The organism is Nocardia sp. IBHARD005, assembly GCF_052814245.1.
On sequence record NZ_CP199935.1, the window covers coordinates 2,065,166 to 2,089,053 of the forward strand.

25 protein-coding genes are annotated in these 23,888 nt (G+C 67.1%); 11 read left to right on the top strand and 14 right to left on the bottom strand.

Going from position 1 to position 23,888, the window contains the following annotated elements; genetic code table 11:
- The first annotated feature begins 16 nt into the window (after positions 1 to 16).
- The gene (locus ACTWPB_RS09730) at positions 17 to 1,003 is read left to right on the top strand and encodes an AfsA-related hotdog domain-containing protein (protein WP_446225343.1); all 987 of its coding nucleotides are present in this window, start codon (positions 17 to 19) and stop codon (positions 1,001 to 1,003) included.
- The gene (locus ACTWPB_RS09735; protein WP_446225344.1) at positions 1,000 to 1,644 is read left to right on the top strand and encodes an HAD family hydrolase; all 645 of its coding nucleotides are present in this window, start codon (positions 1,000 to 1,002) and stop codon (positions 1,642 to 1,644) included. Before ACTWPB_RS09730 ends, ACTWPB_RS09735 begins: the two co-directional genes overlap by 4 nt.
- A 34-nt stretch (positions 1,645 to 1,678) precedes the next feature.
- On the opposite strand, the gene ACTWPB_RS09740 is transcribed toward ACTWPB_RS09735, so the two are convergent.
- Positions 1,679 to 3,055, bottom strand: a complete 1,377-nt coding sequence (locus ACTWPB_RS09740) for an FAD-dependent monooxygenase (protein WP_446225345.1) — start codon at positions 3,053 to 3,055, stop codon at positions 1,679 to 1,681.
- Positions 3,056 to 3,192: 137 nt separating this feature from the next.
- On the opposite strand from ACTWPB_RS09740, the gene ACTWPB_RS09745 reads away from it, so the two are divergent.
- On the top strand, positions 3,193 to 4,479 hold the full coding sequence (locus ACTWPB_RS09745) for an MFS transporter (protein WP_446225346.1): 1,287 nt from the start codon (positions 3,193 to 3,195) through the stop codon (positions 4,477 to 4,479).
- Positions 4,476 to 5,687, top strand: a complete 1,212-nt coding sequence (locus ACTWPB_RS09750; RefSeq protein WP_446225347.1) for a cytochrome P450 — start codon at positions 4,476 to 4,478, stop codon at positions 5,685 to 5,687. The genes ACTWPB_RS09745 and ACTWPB_RS09750 overlap by 4 nt, the downstream gene beginning before the upstream one ends.
- Here the strand turns inward: ACTWPB_RS09750 and ACTWPB_RS09755 are convergent.
- From ACTWPB_RS09755 to ACTWPB_RS09765, 3 genes are all read right to left on the bottom strand, one after another.
- Positions 5,670 to 6,017, bottom strand: coding sequence for an ArsR/SmtB family transcription factor (locus ACTWPB_RS09755; protein WP_446225348.1), 348 nt, complete (start codon positions 6,015 to 6,017; stop codon positions 5,670 to 5,672). The genes ACTWPB_RS09750 and ACTWPB_RS09755 overlap by 18 nt on opposite strands.
- 53 nt (positions 6,018 to 6,070) lie before the next feature.
- Positions 6,071 to 8,128 carry a prolyl oligopeptidase family serine peptidase gene (locus ACTWPB_RS09760; RefSeq protein ID WP_446225349.1) on the bottom strand — a complete coding sequence of 686 codons (2,058 nt, stop codon included), beginning with the start codon at positions 8,126 to 8,128 and terminating at the stop codon, positions 6,071 to 6,073.
- A gap of 88 nt (positions 8,129 to 8,216) precedes the next feature.
- Positions 8,217 to 8,747, bottom strand: coding sequence for an AMIN-like domain-containing (lipo)protein (locus ACTWPB_RS09765; protein WP_446225350.1), 531 nt, complete (start codon positions 8,745 to 8,747; stop codon positions 8,217 to 8,219).
- Between the two features lie 138 nt (positions 8,748 to 8,885).
- Between ACTWPB_RS09765 and ACTWPB_RS09770 the strand changes: the two genes are divergently transcribed.
- On the top strand, positions 8,886 to 9,857 hold the full coding sequence (locus ACTWPB_RS09770; protein WP_446225351.1) for a dipeptidase: 972 nt from the start codon (positions 8,886 to 8,888) through the stop codon (positions 9,855 to 9,857).
- 146 nt (positions 9,858 to 10,003) lie between these two features.
- Here the strand turns inward: ACTWPB_RS09770 and ACTWPB_RS09775 are convergent, their stop codons facing one another.
- Positions 10,004 to 11,032, bottom strand: a complete 1,029-nt coding sequence (locus ACTWPB_RS09775) for an NADP-dependent oxidoreductase (protein ID WP_446225352.1) — start codon at positions 11,030 to 11,032, stop codon at positions 10,004 to 10,006.
- 213 nt (positions 11,033 to 11,245) lie between these two features.
- A complete protein-coding gene (locus ACTWPB_RS09780; protein ID WP_446225353.1) occupies positions 11,246 to 12,298 on the bottom strand; it encodes an AraC family transcriptional regulator ligand-binding domain-containing protein in 1,053 nt (350 codons plus the stop codon).
- 254 nt (positions 12,299 to 12,552) lie between these two features.
- On the opposite strand from ACTWPB_RS09780, the gene lpdA reads away from it, so the two are divergent.
- The 3 genes from lpdA (at position 12,553) to ACTWPB_RS09795 (ending at position 15,588) form a co-directional block, all read left to right on the top strand.
- Positions 12,553 to 13,956, top strand: a complete 1,404-nt coding sequence (gene lpdA / locus ACTWPB_RS09785; RefSeq protein WP_446225354.1) for a dihydrolipoyl dehydrogenase — start codon at positions 12,553 to 12,555, stop codon at positions 13,954 to 13,956.
- Between the two features lie 291 nt (positions 13,957 to 14,247).
- The gene (locus tag ACTWPB_RS09790; RefSeq protein ID WP_446225355.1) at positions 14,248 to 14,742 is read left to right on the top strand and encodes a L,D-transpeptidase; all 495 of its coding nucleotides are present in this window, start codon (positions 14,248 to 14,250) and stop codon (positions 14,740 to 14,742) included.
- A 147-nt stretch (positions 14,743 to 14,889) separates the two neighbouring features.
- Positions 14,890 to 15,588 carry a polysaccharide deacetylase family protein gene (locus ACTWPB_RS09795; RefSeq protein ID WP_446225356.1) on the top strand — a complete coding sequence of 233 codons (699 nt, stop codon included), beginning with the start codon at positions 14,890 to 14,892 and terminating at the stop codon, positions 15,586 to 15,588.
- Between the two features lies 1 nt (position 15,589).
- Here ACTWPB_RS09795 and ACTWPB_RS09800 read toward each other — a convergent pair whose 3' ends face one another.
- Entirely contained in the window at positions 15,590 to 15,988 is a 399-nt protein-coding gene (locus tag ACTWPB_RS09800; protein WP_446225357.1) for a winged helix-turn-helix transcriptional regulator, read from the bottom strand.
- Positions 15,989 to 16,073: 85 nt separating this feature from the next.
- Between ACTWPB_RS09800 and ACTWPB_RS09805 the strand changes: the two genes are divergently transcribed.
- Entirely contained in the window at positions 16,074 to 16,916 is an 843-nt protein-coding gene (locus ACTWPB_RS09805) for an NmrA family NAD(P)-binding protein (protein ID WP_446225358.1), read from the top strand.
- Between the two features lie 166 nt (positions 16,917 to 17,082).
- A complete protein-coding gene (locus tag ACTWPB_RS09810) occupies positions 17,083 to 17,466 on the top strand; it encodes a DoxX family protein (protein ID WP_446225359.1) in 384 nt (127 codons plus the stop codon).
- Here the strand turns inward: ACTWPB_RS09810 and ACTWPB_RS09815 are convergent, their stop codons facing one another.
- Complete coding sequence (locus ACTWPB_RS09815; RefSeq protein WP_446225360.1) at positions 17,467 to 17,844, bottom strand: VOC family protein; 378 nt, start codon at positions 17,842 to 17,844, stop codon at positions 17,467 to 17,469.
- Between the two features lie 92 nt (positions 17,845 to 17,936).
- Complete coding sequence (locus ACTWPB_RS09820; RefSeq protein WP_446225361.1) at positions 17,937 to 18,482, bottom strand: carboxymuconolactone decarboxylase family protein; 546 nt, start codon at positions 18,480 to 18,482, stop codon at positions 17,937 to 17,939.
- A gap of 199 nt (positions 18,483 to 18,681) precedes the next feature.
- On the opposite strand from ACTWPB_RS09820, the gene ACTWPB_RS09825 reads away from it, so the two are divergent.
- A complete protein-coding gene (locus tag ACTWPB_RS09825) occupies positions 18,682 to 19,563 on the top strand; it encodes an NERD domain-containing protein (protein WP_446225362.1) in 882 nt (293 codons plus the stop codon).
- On the opposite strand, the gene ACTWPB_RS09830 is transcribed toward ACTWPB_RS09825, so the two are convergent.
- From ACTWPB_RS09830 to urtB, 5 genes are read right to left on the bottom strand one after another with little or no spacing between them, the layout of a single operon-like run.
- On the bottom strand, positions 19,564 to 20,313 hold the full coding sequence (locus ACTWPB_RS09830; protein WP_446225363.1) for a GntR family transcriptional regulator: 750 nt from the start codon (positions 20,311 to 20,313) through the stop codon (positions 19,564 to 19,566).
- A gap of 14 nt (positions 20,314 to 20,327) precedes the next feature.
- On the bottom strand, positions 20,328 to 21,020 hold the full coding sequence (gene urtE, locus ACTWPB_RS09835; protein WP_446225364.1) for an urea ABC transporter ATP-binding subunit UrtE: 693 nt from the start codon (positions 21,018 to 21,020) through the stop codon (positions 20,328 to 20,330).
- A complete protein-coding gene (urtD, locus tag ACTWPB_RS09840; protein WP_446225365.1) occupies positions 21,013 to 21,816 on the bottom strand; it encodes an urea ABC transporter ATP-binding protein UrtD in 804 nt (267 codons plus the stop codon). Before urtD ends, urtE begins: the two co-directional genes overlap by 8 nt.
- Entirely contained in the window at positions 21,813 to 22,943 is a 1,131-nt protein-coding gene (gene urtC, locus ACTWPB_RS09845) for an urea ABC transporter permease subunit UrtC (protein WP_446225366.1), read from the bottom strand. The genes urtD and urtC overlap by 4 nt, the downstream gene beginning before the upstream one ends.
- Positions 22,940 to 23,824, bottom strand: a complete 885-nt coding sequence (gene urtB, locus ACTWPB_RS09850; protein ID WP_446225367.1) for an urea ABC transporter permease subunit UrtB — start codon at positions 23,822 to 23,824, stop codon at positions 22,940 to 22,942. Before urtB ends, urtC begins: the two co-directional genes overlap by 4 nt.
- Positions 23,825 to 23,888: the final 64 nt, after the last annotated feature.

Sequence of the window (23,888 nt, forward strand, 5' to 3'; positions counted from 1 at the left end):
CAAGGAAGGCTCGATCATGACCGTCGCCACTCACGCTCTGACCTTCGATCGGAACATCCCGCGCGGACTAGTGCACCGGGAATCGATCGCCGAGGTATTTCTCACCGATGCCCAACCCACCCCGGACGGCGCAATATTCGCTGCCCAATTGCCGCGCAACCACTCCTATTTCAGCGACCATCGCGGCACGGCGACCAGCTATGACCCGCTGCTGCTGATCGAGGTCTTCCGGCAGGTCGCCATCTATTACGCGCACACCTTCGCCGGCGTCGACCGGTCGGAGAAGTTCGTCTTCGGTTCCGCCGATTTCACCGTCGTCGACGCCGACACTCTGCGAATCGGGAACTGCCCTGGACATTGCGTCATCGAGGCGCGCGTGATCGCGGACAAGCGCCGCGGCGACCAGGTCATCGGCCTGACCCTGGAAATGGTCGCCGAGATCGAGGGCCGCGAAGCGGCGCGCGAAGTGATGGCGTACCAGTGGATGCCCGCCGCGGTGTGGAAACGGATCAGGGTGCGTGGGCGGGAATCGCTCGGACTTGCCGCCCAGCACAGCATTCCGTCGCAGCCGGTGGTCGCGCGGATGCGTCCGGGGTCGGTCGGCCGGCACAATCCGCGCAACGCCATCCTCGCGAACCCGGTGCTCACGGGGGAGGAATTCGCGGCGCTGACCATCATCGACACCGATCACCCTTCGCTGTTCGACCATGCCCTCGACCATGTGCCGGGGATGTTGCAGTTCGAGGCGGCCAGGCAGGTCGCGATGGCGGCAGCCAATGCCGTTCTCGGCCTGGACACCAGCCGGATGGTGATGCACCGGCTCGATGTCGAGTTCACCGCGTTCGGTGAGTTCGAGCGGGACACGATCGCCCGTGCGAGGGTCACCGGCGACGCCGAACGCGCTCTCGCCACGGTGAGCCTGACCCAGGGTTCGGACGTGATCGCCACCGGTGCGGTGGATCTGCGACTGCGTCCGGCCGACGTCTGGACCATGGTCCAGTGAGCGTGCCGTTCGTGTGGTTCGACTTCGGCGGCGTGCTCTCCCCGCCGCTCGATGAGCTGTTCCTGCGCTACGAGCAGGTCGCGGGTATCCCGGTCGACCTGCTCAAACACGCGATCGCCGAAGTGGGCGCTTCGTACGGTCTGGCACCGTTGGCCCCGATCGAACTGGCGCTGCTCGACGAGCGCACCTGGGTGCGCAAACTGCACACCGTCCTGCGCGCCAAGGCACCCGAGCTCGACTTGTCGCGCAGTGAACTCGATTTCGGCAGGCAGTGGTTCGCCGGGCACCAGGTGAACGGCGCGGTCCGGGATTTCGCGATCGAATTGGCGGCGAGCGGGACCCGAGTCGGCGTGCTGAGCAACAATGTCGTCGAGTGGGAGTCGTACTGGCGCACCATGATCGATCTCGAGGATGTACTCAGCGCTCTCGTCGATTCGTGCCAGGTCGGCTTCCGCAAACCCGACCGGGAGATCTTCACCATCGCCGCCGAGACCGCGGGCGCCGACCCGCGCGATTGCCTGCTGGTCGATGATCTCGCCGAGAACTGCGCGGCGGCAAGGCAAGCCGGTTGGCGGGCCGTTCGGTACTCCGACGCCGACCAGGCCATCGGCGAGGTTCGCCAGGCGCTGCGCCGTGTCTGATCCAGCTGACCTCGGCGCCCGACGGGTGCCGAGGTCACAGGGTCGCCGCGAGGTAGCCGTCCGGGCGGATCAGCGCCGAGGTCCATGGCTGGTCCGGCGTTACCTTGCCGGTCACCACGACGGCGTCGCTCGGGGCATCCGGTACCGGGGTGTGTTCGTCGGGACGGATCGCCACGAACCTGCCCGCGTGCAACAACCCGGCGAGCGTGAGCACCTGCCCGTCGGCCTGGGTGAGCGCGAAATCGTGCTGGAAGCCCGGCTGGAACTGGCCGCTGATGAGCTGCGCGATGCCGTCGTGGACCGCGGGAACGGCGAGCATCGCCAGCACCGCGTCCCGGATCCGCGGGTTCGCGGGATTCATCATCGCGGCCTGCAGGACGGTATTTCCGACCACCGCCGACGCGTGTGCCACCCGTTCGCGGGAGTAGTCGGCGAGGATGTCGGGTCGTTCACCACCGTTGACGATGCGGGCAAGGCGCCACCCGAGCGAGAAAGCGTCCTGCATACCGGAATTGAGGCCCTGGCCACCCAGTGGGTAATGGCTGTGCGCGGCGTCGCCGGCCAGCAGCAGCCGCCCGTCCCACAGCGTCGTCCGGTAGCGGCCGTGGTCGCTGAACCGGGTGAGGTGGCTGATCCCGCTCAGCGCGGGCGCACTGCCGAGCACGTGGGTGAGGCGCCGGCGGTATTCGGCTTCGGAGGGTTCGGGCCGGTGGTCGAGTGGGCCGCTGAAATCCATGGCGATGATCCTGGCCTGGCCGCCCGGGTTCGGATTGTGCATGGTCCAGCCGGTGGGAGTCGGGTTCCAGCCCGGCGGGATCTGGTCGGCGACCTCCGCGACAGCCAGTCCGGCAATGGCATTCATCGTCGCGGGATAGACCTCGGCGGGGAAGTTCCCGGTGCGGGCGACAAGGCTGCGGGCACCGTCGGCGCCGACGACGTACTTCGCGCGGATGGGGTGGCCGACGCCGGTTTCGGCGGTGACCCCGTCGTCGTCGACGCGCAGTCCGGTCACGGTGTGGCCGCGCAGAATTCGGGCGCCGAGCTCGCGAGCGCGCGCTTCGAACGCGGCTTCGAGGCGGGCCTGCGGGATCGCGGCGATCGGCGCGGGTTCGACGCTGGGCGCCGCGATCGTGAGCACCGGCTGGGCCGCGAACTGGAATCGGTTGCGGCGCACACCATTCGGGTCGCGGGCGATCAGCTCCGGCGGCGTCGACGCGATGAATCCACGGCGGGCCAGCAGCGACAGCGAGCGGGCGTGCACGGTGCCCGCGCGCGGACGCAGATCGAGCTCGGCGCGAGTCTCCACCACGACCACATCGACCTGTTGCAGGGCGAGTTCGGCCGCGACGAGCATGCCGACCGGGCCGCCGCCGACCACCAGGACATCGGTCTGGATCGCTTGCGTACTCATCGGATTCTCCTCGGTCTGGCCGGTCACCGTCGCGGCTTCCGGTTGTACCAAAACTGTCGTAGCTACTAATATCATGGTACCTATCACCCAGATGGTACCTACTCCGACCTACGGGACCCACCAGCCGAGGGAGATCCATGTCGACCGCGACCGAAACCCACAGTCCGCCCAGTGCGGCGACCCTGCCCGTGGTGCTCGCCGCCCAGTTCGTCACACCGATGGCCATCGCGGGCACCGCCATCGCGCTACCGCTCATCTCGCGCGATCTCGGCTCCGATCCCACTGCCCTGCAATGGGTTGTGAACGGATTCAATATCGCGTTCGCGCTCACCACCCTGCTGTGGGGCGCGGTGAGCGATCGGATCGGACACCGCCGCACCTTCGGGATCGGCACCGGCCTCGTCGTGGCAGGCAGTGTCGGCAGCGTCGTCGCGCCGTCGCTGATCGTGCTCGATCTCGCCCGCGTGATCGCCGGTGTCGGCGCGGCGGCGATCCTCACCGGGTCCACCGCGCTGCTGTCGCACGCCTACGACGGCGCCCGCCGCACCAAGGCATTCGCCGTGTTCGGCACGGTCAACGGGCTCGGCCTCGCGCTCGGCCCCACGATCTCGGGCCTGCTCATCTCCGTGGTGGATTGGCGTGGCGTCTTCGTGGTGCACGCGGTGATCCTGGCCGCCGCCGGTCTGGGCACGCGCCTGCTACCCGCCGCCGAACCCACCGCCGTCGACCACGGTCCGATCCTGGACCTCGGGCTGTTGCGCAACAAGGAATTCCTGGCGATGTGCCTCGTTCCCGTGGCGGGTTCGATCGGCTTCGTCACCCTGCTCACCTACCTGCCCTCGGCCCTGAGCGGTATCACCGACCTGTCGGCGGGCACCTCCGGCCTGCTCATGCTCGCGATGACCATTCCGGTGTTCGTCGCGCCGGTGGCCATCGGTCACCTCATCACCCGGTACCCCGCGCTCACCATCGGCAAGGTGGTCTCTCTCAGCCTGGCCGCGTTGATCCTCGGCAATGCCGGGGTCCTGGCCCTCTCGCAGGACCGTTCGGTGGGGTGGATCATCGTGCCGATGGTGCTGCTCGGTCTCGGTTTCGGGCTGCCGATCGGCCTGGTCGACGGGCACGCGCTGTCGGTGGTCGCGCCCGAACGTGGCGGCACTGCGGCCGGGTTGCTGAACTTCTTCCGCATCGGCAGTGAGGCGGTCTTCGTCGCCGGCTACGCCGTTGTCCTATCCGCGGTGGTCGGCAATCAGCTCACCGGAGACGCCGCCCACGAGACGGCCGCAGGCCAGTACGGCCATCCCGACGTCTACCGCTCGGCGTTCACCACCACCATCGGCGTGCTCATCGCGCTGCTCGCCGTGCTCACCTTCGCCATCATCGCGGTGCGTCGGCAGGCGCGCCCGAAAGGAGTAATCGCATGACTCACGCACTGAATGCCGTCCGGGTCGACCTCGCCGACCTCGCCGATATCCGGCCGCCCACGATGATCGAGCCGCTGCCGGAACTCTCCCGCGGTGGATTGCCGCAGGTCAGGCTGCCCAGTGGGCATACCGCTGTGCACGTGCGCAGCTACCGTGACGTGCACGCGGTGCTGACCGACCTCAGCTTCGCTCGCGCGCAGACCAACACCGAGGACGGGCCGAGCTTCCTGCCCACGATCATGCCGGCGGAGATGCTGCTCAACCTCGACCATCCAGGACACGGCAGGCTCAAGGGCTTTGTCGCGTCGGCCTACAGCGCCGCGACCGTCGCCCGCCGCGCGCCTGCCGTGCAGCGCGTCCTCGACGACGCACTGGCCGATCTGCGTGCGCAGCGGGCGACGGGGACGGCCGATCTGGTCGGCGCCCTGCTCGACCCGGTGACCATCGGCGTCAACGTGGACTACCTCGGCATCCCGCGCACCGACATCGCCCACTTCCGCCGGCTCTCGCGCGAGATGCAGCTCGCCCACGACACCGACGTGCCGAAGCTCCTCGCCGATTTCTGGTCCCTCTATCACTACATCGAGGACTTGGTGGCCCGGCGGCGCGAGCTGGAACCCGGTCTCATCATCGACCTGCTCGACGCCCGCGATTCGGTGTCGCCGCCGGTCACCGATGCCGAGTACGCGGCCATCCTGCTCGGGTCGATCGTCGGTGGCGACCAGAATGTGCTCTCGGTCATCACCAAGATCGCCTACGTCGCGCTCGCCCGCCCGCAACTGTGGCAGTACCTGGTGCGCCACCCGGATGCCATCCCCACCGCGATCGAGGAACTCCTCCGGCTGCTGCCGCTGGGCCGGATCTCGACCTTTCCCCGGGTCACCACGCGTGAGCTCGCCCTGTCAGCGGGCGTGCTGTATCCCGGCGACGTCGTCTACGCCGACGCGCACTCGGCCAATCGCGATCCCGAGGTGTACCCGGACCCGCTGGCGCTCGATCTCGGCCGCGAAGGCAAACGGCACCTCCAGTTCGGTTACGGCATGCACCACTGCATGGGCGCGGCGCTGGCGCGGATGGAGATCACCGAGGTGATCCGCCGGCTGGTCACCGAGTTCCCGACGCTGGAGCTGGCCGTACCCGAACACGAGATACCTTGGGAAACCGGCATTCTCGTGCACCGGCCGACATCGCTACCGGTCCGCTGGTAGCCGGGGCGCGAGGTGGGCACGGTCGACGGCCAGGATCGCGGCGAGCAGACCGGGAAACGCTGTTTCCATATCGGCGCGCCGCAGCTTGGTCATCCGGCCGTTGCCCACATCGCGCTGCCAGATCAGCCCCGCCTTGCGCAGCACCCGGAAATGGTGCGTGCGGGTGGACGGCGCCCACGGCATGCCGAACACGCTGCAGAACTGTTCGGCGCCCTCGGGCTCGGCGGACAGCTGGGCGATCACGCTGCGCCGGTTGTCATCGGCGAGTGCGGCCAGCACCGTGGAAAGGTCGAATTCCTCGATATCGGGATGTCCATCGGCATCGGCCATGCTCCCGCTCCTTCCGCCAGTACCGTCAAACCTACGATATTCATAGTACCTATCTAGCGGCCACGGCCCTCGATCAGCATCTGGATGAAGAACTCGTAGACCAGCGCGGACAGGTACGCCGACTGCTTGTTGTCGGCGGCACCGCCGTGACCACCCTCGATGTTCTCGTAGTACCAGACGGTGCGATCCTGGGACTCCAGGAGCGCGGCCATCTTTCGCGCGTGACCGGGATGGACCCGGTCGTCGCGGGTGGAGGTGGCGAGCAGGATCGGCGGGTACTGCTTGCCGGTATCGGTGTTCTGATAGGGCGAGTACTCGCTGATGTAGGCCCATTCCTCCGGCTTGTCCGGGTCGCCGTACTCGGCGACCCACGACGCACCGGCCAGCAGCAGGTGGTAGCGCTTCATGTCCAGCAGCGGCACCTGGCAGACGATGGCGCCGAACAGATCCGGGTAGCGAGTGAGCATCACACCCATCAGCAGACCGCCGTTGCTGCCGCCGATCGCGCCGAGCCGATCGGGGGTGGTGATACCACGGGTGACCAGGTCGCGGGCGACCGCGGCGAAGTCTTCGAAGGCGCGGTGACGGTGCTCCTTCAGTGCGGCAGTGTGCCATTCGGGGCCGTACTCGCCGCCGCCGCGGATATTGGTCATCACATAGGTGCCGCCGCGTTCGAGCCAGTTCATGCCCGCGGAACCGAGATAGGCGGGGGTCTTGGAGATTTCGAAGCCGCCGTACCCGTTCATGATCGTCGGGCCCGGGGTGCCGCGGCGGTCACGATGCCGAATCACGAAGTAGGGCACCGCGGTTCCGTCGTCGGAGGTGGCGAAGAACTGTTCGGTCTCGATGCCGGTGGCGTCGAAGTAGCCGGGCGCCTGCTTCAAGGTCACCGCGGTTTCGCCGATGGCGCTGCTCAGCAGGGTGGTCGGGGTGGTGAAACCGGTTGTGGTGAGCATGAATTCGTCACCGCCCTCGAGGGGATCGAGGTTGGTGACGGAGGTCGAGGACATGGCGGGGGAGTCGGTGAGCTCGCCGGTCGTCCAGCCGTCCGGGCCTGGAGTGAGTACCCGGAATCCGGTCTGCACATCCTGCAGGGTGGTCAGGATCAGGTGGTTCTCGGTCCATCCCCAGGTTTCCAGCGAGGTGTGCGGGTCGGGGGTGAAGAGAACCTCGAACTCCCGCGAACCGGCGAGGAAGTCGTTCAGGTCGGTGACCAGCAGGCTGCCGGGGGCGTAGGTGGTGTCAGCCGGTGTCCATTCGGTCTTCAGGCGCACCAGCAGCCAGTCGCGGTACCAGTCGACATCGGCGTCGGTGGGTGTTTCGATGAGGCGCCATTCGCCGCCGTCGAGCAGCGACACCTCGCTGTTGAAGAAATCCGTCGATCGGTGCAGGTAGTGGCGCTCGTAGCCGGGGTGGCGGTCGTATCCGGCGCTGATCGACACATCGCTCGGCTTGCCCTCGTATACCGTTTCGGCTGTGGACAATTCCGTGCCACGTCGCCAGCGCTTGGCGATACGCGGGTATCCGGAGTCGGTGAGCGATCCGGGTCCGAAATCGGTGCCGACGTAGACGGTGTCGGCGTCGATCCAGCCGATTCGCGACTTGGCCTCCGGCAAGCAGAACCCACCGTCCTCCGGGGCGATGAATTGCCTGGTGATCAAGTCGAATTCGCGCTCAACGCCCGCGTCGGCACCGCCGCGGGACAGGTGGATGATGGCGCGCTCCTGCGAGGGCCGCAGCACCGCGGCACCCGACCACACCCAGTTCTCCCCGTCGGCCTCGGCCAGCGCGTCGACATCGATCAGCACATCCCACTCGGGGGAATCGGTGGCGTAGGACTCGAACGTCGTGCGCCGCCACAGTCCGCGCTGATGCTGCGCATCACGCCAGAAGTTGTACAGCCACGGGCCCCGCCTGCCGGGGTAGGCGATCTTGGTGTCGTCGTCGAGCATCGCCAGTACACGACGCTCCATCTCGGCGAACCGGTCGGTGGCGGCGAACCGGTGGCCGACCACGTCGTTGCGGGCGCGTGCCCAGTCCAGCGCGCCCTCGTCGGTCACGTCCTCGAGCCAGAGATAGGGATCGGTCACGTATCGCTCAACGCCGCTCATCCCCACATTGTTGCCGATGTGGGGATTCGCATGTCGGGTGCGCCCGGACCCGCACCGATGTCACGGCGCGGTGCCAACGCCCTGCGGGTCACCAGTAGTGGGCGACGTCGATGACCACGCGGGTCGGGTTGTCGAGGGTGCTCACGCGGAAGGGGAGGCGGGCGCGGACGCCGAGGCCGATCGTGGACTGGCCTTCGAACGAGACCGCCCAGGCGATCTGGCGCAACGTTGGATAGCCGTTGACATTCGCGAGTTCGGTGCGGTCGGTGGGGCGATAAGTCAGGTTGCCCGCGTTGTCGTAGGCCGGCGAGTTGACCGTCACCTGGAGGAACGCGCCGCCGCGCAAGGGGACAGGGGCGCCGGAGCCGTCCTCGGTGACGGTGTCGACATAGCGCACCAGGTAGCCCGCCGACGGGCCCGCCAGGTCGACGACCACGCGATCGAAGCACTCGTGGCGGCCTGCCCGAACGTTGGTGAGCGTGGCCTGGGAGTAATTCGGATTCGATTTGTCCTGTGAGCCCCAGACGAGTCCGCAGTAGGACGGGGTGGCGGCCGCGGGCAGGGTCGAGAGGCCGGCGCAGGCCGCGAGTGTGGCGAGGAGGATGAGGAAGCGACGCATGTCGCACCGCCTTTGATCAGGGGCCTTCGGCTAGCGGAGCAGTACCGATTTATCGGACGAATCAGACATCGCGTTAGCGTCGGTTCGGCATCGAATGCGCCGCGAAACGTACGATCACAGGTCACGAATCAACCGGAGGTGGATGTGTTCCTGTGGGAGCAGCACTGTTGTCTGCCGTTGCGGCATACGGCCCGGGTCGCCGAACTGGCTCGGTACCCGCTGGGGTCGTACCTGTCGGTCAATGTCGGGTACTCAGCGCAGACCAAGGACGATTCGCTGGCCTTGGTGCACCAGTTCCGGGACGAGGCAGCGGCGGATCCGCGGTTCCGGCTGGTCGACCGGGTGGGCGATATCGGCGCGCCGGAGGTGATCTCGCTGGCCTTCGATCTGGAGGACTCCAGGCCGCTCGACGGTGATCTCGACAATGTGGAGCTGTTCTACGACCTCGGCGTGCGTTCGCTGCTGCCCACCTACAACCATGCGAACGCGGCAGGCTGCGGTTGCCTCGACACCGAGGACACCGGGCTGACCGGATACGGAAAAGACCTGGTGCGCAGGCTCAATGAGATCGGGATGTTCGCCGACGGCTCGCACTGCTCCCGCCGCACCGGGCTCGACCTCGCTACGCACACCGCGAAGCCGATGATCTACAGCCATTCGAATTTCGCCGCACTGTGGGAACATCCGCGCAATATCACCGACGAGCAGGCGCTGGCCTGTGCCGCGACCGGTGGGGTGATCGGCATCAACGGCGTCGGCATCTTCCTCGGACGCAATGCGCCCGCCGCCCGCGCCGAGCGGGTCGTTGCGCTGGCCGACCACATCCGATACGGCGTCGACCTGGTGGGAATCGACCACATCGGCATCGGGTCGGACTATTCGTTCGACGGTCAAGAGTTCAACGACGAGATCCGCGACAACCCCGGCGCGTTCTCCGACTCCTACACGAAATGGGGCCCACTCCAGTGGACCCCACCCGAGGACCTCCTGGGCGAATCCGATGTACCAGGCCTGGATGACCTCCTCGCCGCTCGTGGTTTCACCGCAGCCGAGCGCGCAGCGATCTTCGGCGGCAACTTCGCCCGTGTCGCGAGCCAGGTCTGGCGCTGACATGCTGGACGATTGATCACCAGGCCTTCAGGTAAACATCGCCCGAGAAGGAAAATCCACCAGGGCCTAGTGATCGACTGTCCAGTCGCGGTAAGAGGTGTTCGGCCCGCCGGGACGGGGGAATCGGTATGCGGCGGGGGGACGCTTCAGGCGAGGTGGACGAGCATTTTGCCGGTGTTGGCGCCGGTGAGGACACCGAGGAACGCGGCGGGGGCCTGGTCGAGGCCTTCGTAGACGGTTTCGGTGGTGTGGAGGGTGCTGTCGGCGAGCCAGCCCGCGGCCTTGGCGATGTATTCGCCGAAGATCGGGAAGTAGCTGGTCACCAGCATCCCGCGCAGGGTGATCTCCTTCGTCGCCGCGAGGTAGAGGTCGGGGATCTGCTGGGCGGTGGCGCCGTTGTAGCCGCTGATCGCGCCGACCAGGGCGATGCGGCCGTGCTGGTTGAGTGACTCGATGGCGACTTTCAGGTGTTCGCCGCCGACGCTGTCGAGGTAGACATCGATGCCGTCGGGCGCGGCGGCCGTGAGCTGACCACCGAGATCACCGGCGCGGTAGTCGATCGCCGCGTCGAAACCGAACTCCTCGAGCAACTTTCCCGTCTTGACGGGGCCACCGGCCGAACCGATGACCCGCTTCGCGCCGAGTGCCTTGGCGATCTGGCCCGCCACGCTGCCGACGGCTCCCGCGGCAGCCGAGATGAACACGGTGTCGCCGGGTTTGACCTGGGCGACGTCGGTGAGTGCGGCGTAGGCGGTGAGGCCGGTGGTGCCGAGCACGCTCAGGAAGTGTTGCGGTGCGGCGAGTTCCGGGTCGATCGGCGTGACAGTGGCGGCGTCGACGATGGCATGTTCGCGCCAGCCGGCGAAGTGCGAGACCGTCGCGCCGACCGCGATATCGGCTGAGCGGGAAGCGATCACCGCACCGACCGCTGAACCATCGAGGGCCGCCCCGAGTTCGAACGGCGGGATGTAGGACGCCTTGTCGTCCATCCGCCCGCGCATGTACGGGTCGACCGACATCCAGGTGTTGCGGACCAAGATCTGGCCCTCGGCGAGCTCCGGCAGCTCCCGTTCGACCAGTGCGAAATCGCCTGCGACCGGTGCGCCGTTCGGGCGGGCGGCGAGGTGGATCTCGCGGGTGAAGGTGGGCAGTGCGCGGGTGGCCGTGTTCGACATGATCGAGCCTTCTTTCGAGGTCAGCCGGTGTTTCTCGCCGGTGATGACTACGTTAGGGCGAGCGATCGGGCCTTTCGAGGTCCTCGTACGCCACTACCCGGTCCGTTCACGCCACGTCTCGAACTGGATGCCGCGGCGGCGTAACCGAGCCACGCACCGCGCACCTGATACTGCCGCGCCCGGGGCGACGATCCGTCGTGCGGTGTGGATGGCTCACCGGGCTGGGTGGTCGGCTGGTGTCGCCCCAGTCCAGCGGTGGAAGGCCTTTCGCAAGGCGCGGTCGTCGGTGAAGGCGAGGCGCTGGGCGATAACGCTTCTGGTGAGTCCTTGGTCCAGCAGGGTTTTCGCGCGTTCGTAGCGGAGTAGGTCGAGTTCGTCGCGCCAGGTGGTGCCGTGTTCGGCGAGGTGGCGTTGGAGGGTACGCCCGCTCATCGCAAGGGTTTTCGCGACTCGGGCAAGGGTGGGGTCGGCGGCGTCGATGGCGTCGGCGAGGGCGAGGCGAAAAGTATCGAGGGGGTCGGTGATGGTGCGCGAGGAGGACAGGACCAGGCCTGCGTGGCTGCGCATCAGATCGGCGAGCATCGGGTCGGCGCGGGGGAGTGGGGCGTTGGCGTCGTCGGCATGGAAGGTGATCGAGTCGGACGCAGCGCCGAATTCGATGCTGTCCGTGCCGAATACGGCGACGAGGTCTGCGCGGTCAAGTGGTGCGCGGTGGCCGAAACTCACCCTGGCCGGAATGACCGGGCGGCCGGTGGCTTCGCGGGCCCGGCGCAGGTAGTAGGCCATCACGTACTCGTTGACCACCGACGCCACCGCGGGATCGCCTGCCGAGGTGCGGTAGCCGATGGTGAGATCGCCCTCGCCGGACAGGTCGAGACCTTCGGTGGCCGCGGTGACCAGGCGGTGGTACGGCTGAGCGGCACGCAGCGAATCCGTCAGTGTCGCGCCGCCGGTCACCAGATAGTCCCAGGTGTTCAGCGTGCCGAGCGGTGCGGCAGCGGCCACCGCGGCCCCCGCCCCCGCCGGACGCGCGTGCGCGATCAACTCCCACAGTCGCAGCAGCGAACTCATCGGAATCCGGTTCAGCTCACCGCGCAACACCACCTCGTCGGTGCCGGGGATCCGGGTCAACTGCTCCTGCGGGGCCCCCGCTTGGCGGGCGGCCTTGACCAGCAGCCGCACGAGATGGGTCGACACGGTGCCGTCGAGTCGGCTGCCGATCCCGGACTGCGCACCATCCGGCCGGATGTCGTCGCCGACGGTCACGCTGTGGCCACGTTGGGATGGGTGCGGTGCAGCGTGGCGCTTGTGCCGGGACTTCGTGCCGTGCTGCCCGGTGCTGTCCCCGCCACGTAGCTGACTGTCTTGCCGCTCACTGCGCCGACAGTACTGTTCGGTCCGGTCGTGGGTCGATGCAGCGGCAATGGCACCTGGGAATCCGGGCCGGGGGGCGCGAGCACATCTCACCTATGTGGGGGACGGGTGGGTGAACTCCTCGCAACAGAGTTAGGCTCGGTGACGTGACTTCCCACTACGATGTCGTCGTTCTCGGTGCTGGTCCCGGCGGATATGTCGCCGCTATCCGTGCCGCTCAACTCGGCCTGCGAACAGCGATTGTCGAGCAGAAATACTGGGGTGGCGTGTGCCTGAACGTGGGCTGCATCCCGTCCAAGGCACTGCTGCGCAACGCCGAGCTGGCCCATATCTTCCAGAAGGAAGCCAAGACCTTCGGCATCTCCGGTGAGGTCAGCTTCGACTTCGGTGCCGCCTTCGATCGCAGCCGCAAGGTGGCCGACGGTCGGGTCAAGGGCGTGCACTTCCTGATGAAGAAGAACAAGATCGACGAGTTCGACGGCCTCGGTACCTTCACCGGCCCGAACTCGATCGATGTTGCCCTCACCAAGGGTGGCAGCGAGACGGTCACGTTCGACAACGTCATCATCGCCACCGGCACCACCACCAAGCTGCTGCCGGGCACCCAGCTCTCCGAGAACGTGGTCACCTACGAGGAGCAGATCCTCACCCGCGACCTACCGGGCTCGATCCTGATCGTCGGCGCGGGCGCGATCGGCATGGAGTTCGCCTACGTTCTCAAGAACTACGGCGTCGACGTGCGGATCGTGGAGTTCCTCGACCGCGCGCTGCCCAACGAGGACGCCGACGTCTCCAAGGAGATCACCAAGCAGTACAAGAAGCTCGGCGTCACCATCACCACCGGTGCGGCCGTGCAGTCGATCGACGACGACGGCTCCAAGGTCACCGTCCAGATCAAGGACAACAAGTCCGGCGCGATCGAGACCGTCACGGTCGACAAGGTGCTGCAGGCTGTCGGCTTCGCGCCGCGGGTGCAGGGCTACGGCCTGGAGACCACCGGCGTCGCCCTCACCGACCGGGGCGCCATCGAGATCGACGACTACATGCGCACCAACGTGGCCCACATCTACGCGATCGGTGACGTCACCGCCAAGCTGCAGCTCGCCCACGTGGCGGAGGCGCAGGGCGTGGTCGCGGCCGAGACCATCGGCGGCGCCGAGACGATGACCCTCGGTGACTACCGGATGATGCCGCGCGCCACCTTCTGTCAGCCGCAGGTCGCCAGCTTCGGTCTCACCGAGCAGCAGGCCCGCGACGAGGGCTACGACGTGCAGGTCGCGACCTTCCCGTTCCAGGCCAACGGCAAGGCGCACGGTCTCGGCGACCCGACCGGTTTCGTGAAGCTGATCGCCGACGGCGCGCACGGCGAACTCCTCGGCGGGCACCTGATCGGCCCCGACGTGTCCGAGCTGCTGCCGGAACTGACGCTGGCGCAGAAGTGGGACCTCACGGTCAACGAGGTGGCCCGCAATGTGCACACGCACCCGACGCTGAGCGAAGCGGTGCAGGAAGCGATCCACGGCCTCGCGGGGCACATGATCAACTTCTGACATTTCCGCCGACAGGGCCGGGTGCGCGAATGGCGCGCCCGGCCCTTTTGGTTTCTTTTTGGTCTTTTTCTCGGCGTTGATTTGGTGAATCGAAGGCTGTCACCGATGATCTCTGTAGCTCTTTCGTTCGCTTGTTAGTCGCAACACCTGATCTTGTGCGTACATGGGTAACTCGCCGGGCACGCCCACAAGCTGACTCCATAGTGACCGCCAGCCCGGCACCGCGCTGTCGTCGTACCTAACCGACCGGCAGAAGGCGCGGGAGGGGCGGACAGAGAGGGTACGAACTCGATGAGCATTCTCGGTTGGACAGCACGTTTCGCGGCGTTGGCCGCGGTCGCTGTGGCCGGACTCGGCATGGTGACACCGGCCGTGGCCGAACCTCTTTTCCCCGGTGGGCCGGATATTCCCGGTGTTCCCGCCATTGTTCCCACCGCATCGCCGTGCCCGGTTGCCGAAGCAAGGGCGTGCATGCGGCTGTCGACGAACGAGGCATGGCTGGTCGACAACGGCCGGGTGATCTTCGGGCCGACGCCGATCTCGCACGGCATGGCCGGATTCGAAACCCCGCCCGCGGTGACCAAGATTTCCTTCAAGCGGGAATTCCACTGGAGCACGATGCACAATGCGCCGATGCGATGGGCGACCTTCTTCAACGGCGACATGGCATTCCACGTGGGACCGGTCGATTCGAAATCGCACGGCTGTGTGCGAATGACCGAAGACGGCGCCCACCGCTTCTTCGACTACCTGAACCCGGGCGACATCACGCAGGTCATACAGTAGCCGCCTGCCGCGTATTCAGGCCAGACCAGAGTGCTTGGTTGATCAGCGTTGGCGATTGGTGGACCTCACCGGGGCGGGTGTGCCCATACCCGGTGAGTTACCCATGTGTGCTTGCGGTATCCAGTTGTCCCGGGCTATACAGCCACTGTGCGACGTCGCTGGGTGATCTCGGGAGTTGTGGCCATCGTTGTGGTTCTGGCGGTGTGCGTTGGGCTCTATGTGTTGATGAATTCCCGGACCTATCAGGTGGCAGGGCGGCTGGTCGATCGGGTCGAGACCGACGAGAAGGTTGTCGCGCTGACCTTCGATGACGGCCCGACCGCGCGCACCCCGGAAGTGTTGCGGGTGCTGGGGGAATCGCAAGTTCCCGCGACTTTCTACCTGGTCGGCCAAGACCTGGCCGCGCATCCCGAATACGGTGCGGCGATCGTGGGAGCGGGTCACGAGATCGGGAATCACTCGTATTCGCACCGGCGCATGATGCTGGTCTCCGGTGACACCGTGCGCGAGGAGATCGAACGGACCGACAGCGAGATCCGTCGCGCCGGCTATCCCGGACCGATCAGTTTCCGCCCGCCCTACGGCAAGAAACTATGGGCGCTGCCGCACTATCTCGCCGACCACGACCGCACCACGGTGACCTGGGATGTCGAGCCTGATTCCGCGGGTGGCGCGTCGCGCGAAGCCATCGTCGCCGACACCCTCGCCCAGACCAGGCCGGGCTCGATCATCTTGCTCCACGTCATGCACGGGGCCGAGTCCATTACCGCGGTGCCCGAGATCGTCGACCGATTGCGTGCGCAGGGCTACCGATTCGTCACGGTCTCCGAGCTGCTCGCGCGTTGAGTTAGTCCTGGCCGATGATCCCGGCGCGGTGGTAGCTGTCTTGTGCCGCGCGGACGGTGTCCATATTCGATTCCAGGACCACGATCAGCGACCGCAGATGGTCGGCGACCTCCGTGCCCAGCTCGGTGAGGGTGTATTCGACGCGGGGTGGGATGGCTTCGAGCACCTCGCGATGGACCATGCCGTCGCGTTCCAGCGCTTGCAGGGTTTGCGAGAGCATGCGCTCGCTCACGCCGTCGACCCGGCGGCGCAGGGCGCTGAAGCGGACCGGGCCGTCGCGCAGCGCGACCAGGGCCAGCACTCCCCACCGCCCGGCGATGTTCTGCAGAACGGGGCGGGAGGTGCAGTTGCGCGCGAAGACGTCGGCTTCCAGCGTGGGGTCGTGGTCCGTCTCGGGCATTCGTCCATCATACCTACTTGACGCAAGTGCCCACTGAAGGCATAGTGCTTACTAATAGTTAGTACTTGTAGCACTGGAGGTAGCAATGACCGTGGCAGTGACAGCAGCAGGCGGACAGCTCGGCCGGTTGGTGGTGGAGGCTCTACTTGCCGCGGGGGAGCGGCCGGTCGCGATCGTGCGCGATCCGGGCAAGGTGGCCGATCTCGCCGCGCGAGGTGCCGACGTGCGGCAGGCGTCCTACGACGATCCGGCGGCCCTCGATGCCGCGCTGGTGGGTGTGGACCGGGTGCTGCTGATCTCGGGCAATGAATTCGGGTCTCGGATTGCCCAGCACACCAATGTCATTCGTGCCGCCGAGCGCGCCGGTGTCGAACTGCTCGCCTACACCAGCATCCCCCGCGCCGAGATCAATTCGATGGTGCTGGCCGCCGACCATCGGGGCACCGAAGAGGTGCTGGCGACCGCCTCGGTACCGACGGTGCTGCTGCGCAACAGCTGGTACTGGGAGAACTACGGCGGAGCCGTCGCGAACGCGGCACAGTCCGGCGTGCTGCACGGCGCGATGGCCGCGGGCCGCGTCTCCGGCGCCGCACGGGCCGACTATGCCGAGGCCGCCGCACGCGTGCTCACCGGCGAAGGGCACGAGGGCCGCGTCTACGAACTGGGTGGTGACGAGGCGCTGACCGGCGCGGATCTGGCGGCTGCGGTCGCCGAGGCGAAGGGCTCCCCGGTCCGCTACGAAAACCACACCCAGGACGACTACGCGGCAGCCCTACGCGCGGCGGGCCTCGAGGAACAATACGCCGCCGTCCTCGCCGACGCCGATGCCCGCATCGGCGAGGGCTTCCTCGAGGTGAACACCGGCGACCTGACCAAGCTCCTCGGCCGCCCGGCCACCTCGGCGGCCACCGTCTTCGCCCGACAGTAATCCGGCGAGTGTGCCGGCCCGATCAGGCGGGCCGGCGCAGTGTGCGGTGATTCCCAGGCTTGCGAGCGCACCACAGTCTCCGTCCTGATGGCAAAAACCCACGATCGCCCCGCCCCAGGATCCTGGCCAGAAGCCACAGGGAGGCCGTCCTGCTACCGTCGGGACTGTGGCTGATCAAACTCCCCGTCGACGTGCGCACTCCTGGTTGAGTGGGCTGCTGTTCCTGACGGGCACCCTGCATTTCGTAGCGCCGAAGCCGTTCGACAAGATCGTGCCGCCGCAGCTGCCCGGCAACCCGCGGACCTACACGTACGGGTCCGGGGTTGCCGAGCTGGGCGTGGCGACCGCGCTGGCGGTGCCGCGCACCCGGCGGCTCGGTGGGTGGCTGGCCGCGGCGCTGTTCATCGGTGTCTTCCCGGCCAATATTCAGATGACCGTGGATGTGGTCGGTAATCCGAAGGCGCCCAAGGTTTTCAAGGCCGGAGTGCTGGCGCGGTTGCCGTTGCAGATCCCGATGATCGTGGCGGCGTTGCGGGTCGCGCGCCGCTGATCACACCCACTGCACGAGCTGGATGACGACCCCGTTGGGGTCGGTCATCTGGAAGTAGCGCTCGCCCCACTCCTCGGTTTCGATCGGCGTCTCGATCGGGACGCCCTCGGCGCGTAGCCGGTCGTATTCACGGTCGATCTCGTCGACGACGAAGACGATCAGCAGACCGTCACCCGCGCTGCCCGCGATGCGGGCGGGCTTGAACGAGCCGAGACCGGTGCGCAGGTAGATGACATCCATGCCCGCGTCGGCCCGCGTCAGCGCGACGAAGCCGTCGGCGGCCATCTTCTCGGCGAAGCCGAGGTGGTCGATCAGGAACTGGGCGGAGGCCTGCGGGTCGGTGACGTTGAGCGAGACGGCTGAAGCGGTGATCTGCATGGGTTCTCCTCGGTGCCGATGAACTCCGTATGTTGTACGCCTTTACTGTGGGAGATCCCGCGCCTGCCCGCCATATGACCTAGGTCACACCATCAGAACTTGTCGCGCTCGATCCGCAGGGTCGTGATGGTCGACGCCAGACCTTCGTACTGGTTGATCAGCAGCACGATCTCGATCAGCACCCGCTCGTCGTAGTGCTCGGCCAGGTCGGCCCACGCCGTGTCGTCCACATTCCGGGTGTTCACCAGCTGATCGACGACATTCAGCAATACCCGCTGTCGAGGTGTCCAGCCCGCGGCCTCGGGACCTGCGCCGACCCGCTCGATCTCGACCGCCGACAGCCCCGCTTTGCGCCCCAACCGGCGATGATGATCGGCCTCGTAGGCGCACTCGCGCAGCTGTGCCACGCGCAGGATCACCAACTCGGCCTCCGCGCGCGGCAACTTGCCGCCCGGCATCAGCTTGCCGGAGTAATGCAGCCAGCCGCGAAACAGCCCACCCGTGCGACCGAGGGTGCTGAACAGGTGCGCGTCGCCGGTACCCGCCGCGCGGGAAAGCACTTGCCAGACAACCCAGTTGATCGGGCCGAGTTCACCGAACCGGCCCGGCGAAACGCGTGGTAGGGGCGCTGCATCCATCTCTGGTCCACCTGTCTTCTCGAACATCGTCGGCCAGGGTCGGAGCGTACTCGCCGGTATCGGTTCGGGGGGCCACTCCTGTATTCGTGCCGGTATTCTTTGGTTTCCAGTGGTTTTCGGAACAGTTGCGCGTCATGATCGGTGAGTACCGCAGCGCGCAGCGGCGGTGTGAGATCGCAGCACTAGGGGAACATCGCACATGCTGGTTCGGATCAGACCGGGTGCCGAGCTCACCGGCGCCGAGCGCGAGCTCGTCGATTGCCTGCGCGCCTATCCGAGTACGGGGCTCGCGCTGGTCGATTGCCGGGTGGGTGACCGGCGGCTCGGCGCGGTGATCGTGACGCCGCGCGGCATCACGGTGCTGGAGGTGAAAGGCTTCCGGCGGCGGCAGAGCGGGCTGCTCACCGCTACCGCCGACGGCGCGTGGCGGATCAGCGACAGCCCGCTGGATTTAGAAGCCGAGCCGTCGAACGGTCTCACCGACCGGGTCGAGCACGGGGTGCACGCGGTGCGGGTCGCGCTGGAACAGGCGTTGCAGGACAGCAGGCATGTGTCCGGCGCGGTGGTGCTCGTGCCGTATCGCGGGGTGGTGGTCCGGCCCGCGCGCACCGCGCTGCGGCCGGGGCTCGACGTGCTGGTCGCGAACAGCGTGGACGCACATGAGCTGCGGGTATACCTCGAGGGGTTCTCGGCGGGGCCACGCGAATGGACGATCGATCGGGTGCTCAACACCTGCGCGACGCTCGGGATGGCCGAGATGCCATCGCGCGCCGAGCTGGCCGAGGAAGGATTCGCGAGTAATCGGCCCGCGCCGACGCCGGTGGTACCGCAGGTGCGCAAGTTCAGCGAGCCCGTCGCGCCCGCTGATCCGTCGCGCCCGGGAAAGCTCGTCGGCGTCGCGCTGTTCGCCGCCGCGCTGCTCGGCATCTTCGTCGTCTTCGTGGTGGTCGGCGTGGCATTGTTGCAGGACTCGCCAGATCCGCGCCCGATGTCGGACACTTCGCAGACCTCGACGACCCGCACGCCCACGTCGGCGACTCCGCGCAAGACCGAGTGCTGGCCGTTCCAGCGTGACTGTTGATCAATCCCGCACGGCGCGACCGAGTTTGGTGAAGGCGATCGCCTGTTCGGCGCGCACCCGAACGTGGGCGCGGGAGGAATCGATGTGGGCGGTGAGAGTGTGCAGGGCCTGTTCGTCGTCGCCTGCCAGCACCTGTTCGGCGATGGTGATGTGATCGGTCGTCATGGCCGCGACCCGTTCGGCGGTGGGCACATCCATGGTGCGAACGGGGCGAACCCGCAGGTAAACGGCTGCCAGCGCCTCGGCGAGGGCGGAATTGCCTGCCGCCCTGAGTAGTTCGGTGTGGAACCGCTCGTCGGCGGCGACCAGGTCGGGCCCGGGTTCCGGTGGCGTGTCGCGGTATTCGAGCCAGCGGGCCAGCTCGGCGCGCACGGTGGGCAGGTCGTGCTCGGCCGCGACGTGGACCTGTACCGAACCGCCGGCGGCGAGGCGCTGAAAACCCCGGGATTCCAGCACAATTCGCAGCTCGTAGAGCTCGTCGAGTTCGTTCAGGCGGGGCCGGTACAGATAGAGCCCATCGGGATGGCGCTGCACGAGCCCGTCGGCCTGGAGCCGGGCCAGCGCCTCGCGCACCGGGGTACGCGAGACGCCGTAGCGCTGGGCCAGCCGTTCGGCGCGCAGCCGTTCGGTCGGTGCCAGTTCCCCGGTGGCGAGGTCGTGGCGGAGTTCGTCGTAGACGCGCGCGGCCAGCGGTACCCGCCGCCTGCCTCCGGCGGGACGTGCGTCCTCGCCCGATCCCCGCCCGGCCATGTGCGCCGCTGCGATCAGATCGCCATCGCCGCGCGGACCGCGGATTCCGCACCGGCCCCGCCGGCCCCGGTCGAGCCGAGATGCCCTGAGTGCAGCACGTAATACTGCTGTGCGGCCTGCAATGCGAAGCCGATGTGCTGCTCCACCAGCAGCACGCTCAAACCACCGCGCTGCGTCAATTCGATGATGGTGCGCTCGATTTCGGCGACCACCGACGGCTGGATGCCCTCGGTCGGTTCGTCGAGGATGAGCAGCTTCGGCTCGGTGATCAGTGCCCGCGCGATGGCCAGCTGCTGACGTTGCCCGCCCGAGAGCAGGCCCGCCTTGCGGGTGAGCAGCTCACGCAGCGCGGGGAACAGGTCGAGGGATTCGTCGATCAGCGCCTTGCCTCGTTTGCGGCCGTCCGCGACCACCTGCAGGTTTTCGGCGGTGGTCAGCTGTGCGAAGCTCTGCTGGCCCTGCGGCACATAGCCGATACCGCGTTTGACCCGCTGCGAGGGGGAGAGCTTGGTGATCTTCTCGCCGTCGAAGGTGATGGTCCCCGACTTGGTCGGCAGCAGACCGACGGCGGCGCGCAGCAGCGTGGTCTTGCCCGCGCCGTTGTGGCCCATGATCGCGACGACGCTGTCGTCGGGCACCGTCACGCTGACGCCGTGGATCACCTCCGTGCGCCCGTACCCGGACCGGATGTCGTGAAGTTCAAGCATCGGCCGACTCCTTCTCTGTCACAGCCAGATTCGCGGTGCCGAGGTAGACCTGCTGCACCTTCGGGTCGGCCTGAACCTGTTCGACGCTGCCCTCGCTGAGCACCTTGCCGCCCGCGAGCACGGTGACCGAGCTGGCGAAGGACCGCATGAAGTCCATGTCGTGCTCCACGACGATCACCACGCGGTCACTGCCGATGCGGCGCAACAGGTTTCCGGTCTCCTCGCGCTCCTCGGCGCTCATGCCGGCGACGGGCTCGTCGAGCAGCAGCACCGACGCGTTCTGCACGAGCAGCATGCCGATCTCGAGCCACTGCTTCTGCCCGTGCGCGAGTACCCCGGCAGGCTTGTCGCGCAGCGCGGTGAGACCCGTTGTCTCCAAAGCCTCCTCGATGCTCGGCAGGACCGACTTGCGGGTGCGCAGCAGCGACCAAGCCGAACGCCGAGCGCCCGCGGCGATATCCAGGTTCTGCAACACCGTGAGCTGCTCGAACACACTGGCCGTCTGGAAGGTCCGCCCGATGCCGAGGCGCGCGATCTGGTGCACCTTCTTTCCGAGTAGTTCGGTGCCCGACTTCTGCGCCGAACCGGTAGCCGGGACGAGGCCGGTGATGGCGTCGATCAGCGTGGTCTTACCCGCGCCGTTCGGGCCGATCAGGAACCGCAGGTCACCCTGTAGCACCGTGAGATCGACATCGGTCACCGCCTTGAAACCATCGAAACTGACCGAGAGGCCGCGGATTTCGAGGTAGTCGCTTTCCATGCCGGCGTTCCCGCCGGCTTTGGGTTCGAGTGTCATCGCGCTTGCACCTTCTCCTCGGTGACGACGGCGGCGGGTTCTTCCGGCGCGGGTGGCAGCTTCTTACGACTGTCGAGCCAGCCCTTCAGCATCGGCCACAGCCCGGCCAGACCGGCGGGGATGAACCCGACGACCACGATGAACAGCACGCCCTGCATGTAGGTCCAGCCCGACGGGAACGACTCCGACAGCGAAGTCTGCGCCCAGGCCACCCCGATCGCACCGAGGATCGGTCCGAGCAGCGTGGTGCGGCCACCGATGGCGACACCGATCAGGAAGGCGATCGACGGGATGACGCCGATGTCGGCGGGGGAGATGATGCCGACGATCGGGGTGAACAGCGCACCCGCGATACCGGCCAGGAAGGCCGCCACCACATAGGCGACGATCTTGATATTGGCCGGGTCGTAGCCGAGGAAGCGCACGCGCTCCTCCGCGTCACGCACCGCGACCAGCAGTTCGCCGTAGCGGCTGCGATTGAGCTGACGGATCAGCGCCACCACCACGAGCAGCGTGCCCGCGGCGATGAAGAACAGCATCTGACGGTTGACCGGGTCCGAGAGCCGGAATCCGAAGAAGGAGCGGAAGTCCGACAGGCCGGTGAAGCCGCCGATGGCCTGCTGACCGGTGAGCAGGATCGCCAGCGCCGCGGCCAGCGCCTGGCTCAGGATGGCGAAGTAGGCACCGCGCACCCGGCGCTTGAACACGCCGTAACCGAGCACGGCGGCGATCAGCGCGGGCAGCACCAGGATGCCGAGAATGGTGACAGGCGCGGCGCTGAACGGCTGCCAGAAACCGGGGAGTTCGCTGATGCCCGAGATCTCCATGAACTCGGGGACGTCGTTGCCGAGGCGGGCCGCGTCGGCGAGTTGCATGTGCATGGCCATGATGTAGGCGCCGATGCCGAAGAACACACCCTGACCCAGGGTGAGCATTCCGCCACGGCCCCAAGCCAATCCGATACCGGCGGCCACGATGGCGAAGCAGAGGAACTTGGCGAGCAGGTTCAGGCGGAAGTCGCTCAGAACCGCTGGTGCCACTGCGAAGAGAAGGATCGCGGCGACCGCGAAACCGGCCAGCGGGGTCAGCCGCGGATACGCGCGCAGACGTTCGGTGAGTGCGGTCATGCCAGGCTCCTCGTCCGCACGGTGAACAGGCCCTGCGGGCGGACCTGCAGGAAGATGACGATCAGCACGAACACGATCACCTTCGCGATGGACGCGGTGGTGGAGTATTCGATGAACGAGTTGAGCAAGCCGAGCGCGAACGCCGCGATCACCGTGCCCTTGATCTGGCCGAGGCCACCGATCACGACCACCAGGAACGCGTCGATCAGATAGCTCTGGCCGATGGTGGGGCTGGTCGAGCCGATCAGGGTGAGCGCGACGCCGGCGACACCGGCCAGGCCCGAGCCGATGAAGAACGTGCTGATATCGGTGAATCTGCTGGAGATGCCACTGGTTTCGGCAAGTCCGCGGTTCTGCACGACGGCGCGAATCCGGCGGCCCATCGGCGTGGCCTTGAGTACGGCGGCCAGGGTGGTCACCGCGAGGATCGCCAGCACGAGGATGAAGATGCGGGTCTTCGGCACCACCGCGCCCGCGATAGTGATTCCGCCACTGAGCCATTCGGGCACCAGCACGTTCTTGGCGGGTGCGCCGAAGATGTCACGCGCGGCCTGCTGTAGCACGAGCCCGACACCGAAGGTGACCAGCAGCGTGTCCAGCGGTCGGTCGTACATGTAGCGGATCAGCCCCATTTCCAGGGCGGCGCCGAGCAGGCCGCCGATGAGGAAGCCCATCAGCAGGGACACGACCAGCGAAACTCCGGCCGACGAGAACACCTGTTGCACAACATAAGTGGTGTAGCAACCGGCCATGATGAATTCGCCGTGCGCCATATTGATGACGCCCATCTGACCGAAGGTCAGTGACAGGCCGAGCGCGGCGAGCAAAAGAATGGATCCCAGACTCAACCCGGTGAAGAGCTGACTGATCAGCACGTCCATTGCAGTGGACTCCTTGGAAATGGGGCGATGTGGGACGCGCGAGCCGCGCGTCCCACATCTGTCG

Bases quoted from the DNA above. Each gene is read 5' to 3' on its own strand.
- ACTWPB_RS09730 (WP_446225343.1), top strand. From the start codon at position 17: ATGACCGTCGCCACTCACGCTCTGACCTTCGATCGGAACATCCCGCGC.
- ACTWPB_RS09740 (WP_446225345.1), bottom strand. From the start codon at position 3,055: ATGAGTACGCAAGCGATCCAGACCGATGTCCTGGTGGTCGGCGGCGGC.
- ACTWPB_RS09745 (WP_446225346.1), top strand. From the start codon at position 3,193: ATGTCGACCGCGACCGAAACCCACAGTCCGCCCAGTGCGGCGACCCTG.
- ACTWPB_RS09750 (WP_446225347.1), top strand. From the start codon at position 4,476: ATGACTCACGCACTGAATGCCGTCCGGGTCGACCTCGCCGACCTCGCC.
- ACTWPB_RS09755 (WP_446225348.1), bottom strand. From the start codon at position 6,017: ATGGCCGATGCCGATGGACATCCCGATATCGAGGAATTCGACCTTTCC.
- ACTWPB_RS09760 (WP_446225349.1), bottom strand. From the start codon at position 8,128: ATGAGCGGCGTTGAGCGATACGTGACCGATCCCTATCTCTGGCTCGAG.
- ACTWPB_RS09765 (WP_446225350.1), bottom strand. From the start codon at position 8,747: ATGCGTCGCTTCCTCATCCTCCTCGCCACACTCGCGGCCTGCGCCGGC.
- ACTWPB_RS09775 (WP_446225352.1), bottom strand. From the start codon at position 11,032: ATGTCGAACACGGCCACCCGCGCACTGCCCACCTTCACCCGCGAGATC.
- ACTWPB_RS09790 (WP_446225355.1), top strand. From the start codon at position 14,248: ATGAGCATTCTCGGTTGGACAGCACGTTTCGCGGCGTTGGCCGCGGTC.
- ACTWPB_RS09800 (WP_446225357.1), bottom strand. From the start codon at position 15,988: ATGCCCGAGACGGACCACGACCCCACGCTGGAAGCCGACGTCTTCGCG.
- ACTWPB_RS09805 (WP_446225358.1), top strand. From the start codon at position 16,074: ATGACCGTGGCAGTGACAGCAGCAGGCGGACAGCTCGGCCGGTTGGTG.
- ACTWPB_RS09815 (WP_446225360.1), bottom strand. From the start codon at position 17,844: ATGCAGATCACCGCTTCAGCCGTCTCGCTCAACGTCACCGACCCGCAG.
- ACTWPB_RS09820 (WP_446225361.1), bottom strand. From the start codon at position 18,482: ATGGATGCAGCGCCCCTACCACGCGTTTCGCCGGGCCGGTTCGGTGAA.
- ACTWPB_RS09825 (WP_446225362.1), top strand. From the start codon at position 18,682: ATGCTGGTTCGGATCAGACCGGGTGCCGAGCTCACCGGCGCCGAGCGC.
- ACTWPB_RS09830 (WP_446225363.1), bottom strand. From the start codon at position 20,313: ATGGCCGGGCGGGGATCGGGCGAGGACGCACGTCCCGCCGGAGGCAGG.
- urtE (WP_446225364.1), bottom strand. From the start codon at position 21,020: ATGCTTGAACTTCACGACATCCGGTCCGGGTACGGGCGCACGGAGGTG.
- urtD (WP_446225365.1), bottom strand. From the start codon at position 21,816: ATGACACTCGAACCCAAAGCCGGCGGGAACGCCGGCATGGAAAGCGAC.
- urtC (WP_446225366.1), bottom strand. From the start codon at position 22,943: ATGACCGCACTCACCGAACGTCTGCGCGCGTATCCGCGGCTGACCCCG.
- urtB (WP_446225367.1), bottom strand. From the start codon at position 23,824: ATGGACGTGCTGATCAGTCAGCTCTTCACCGGGTTGAGTCTGGGATCC.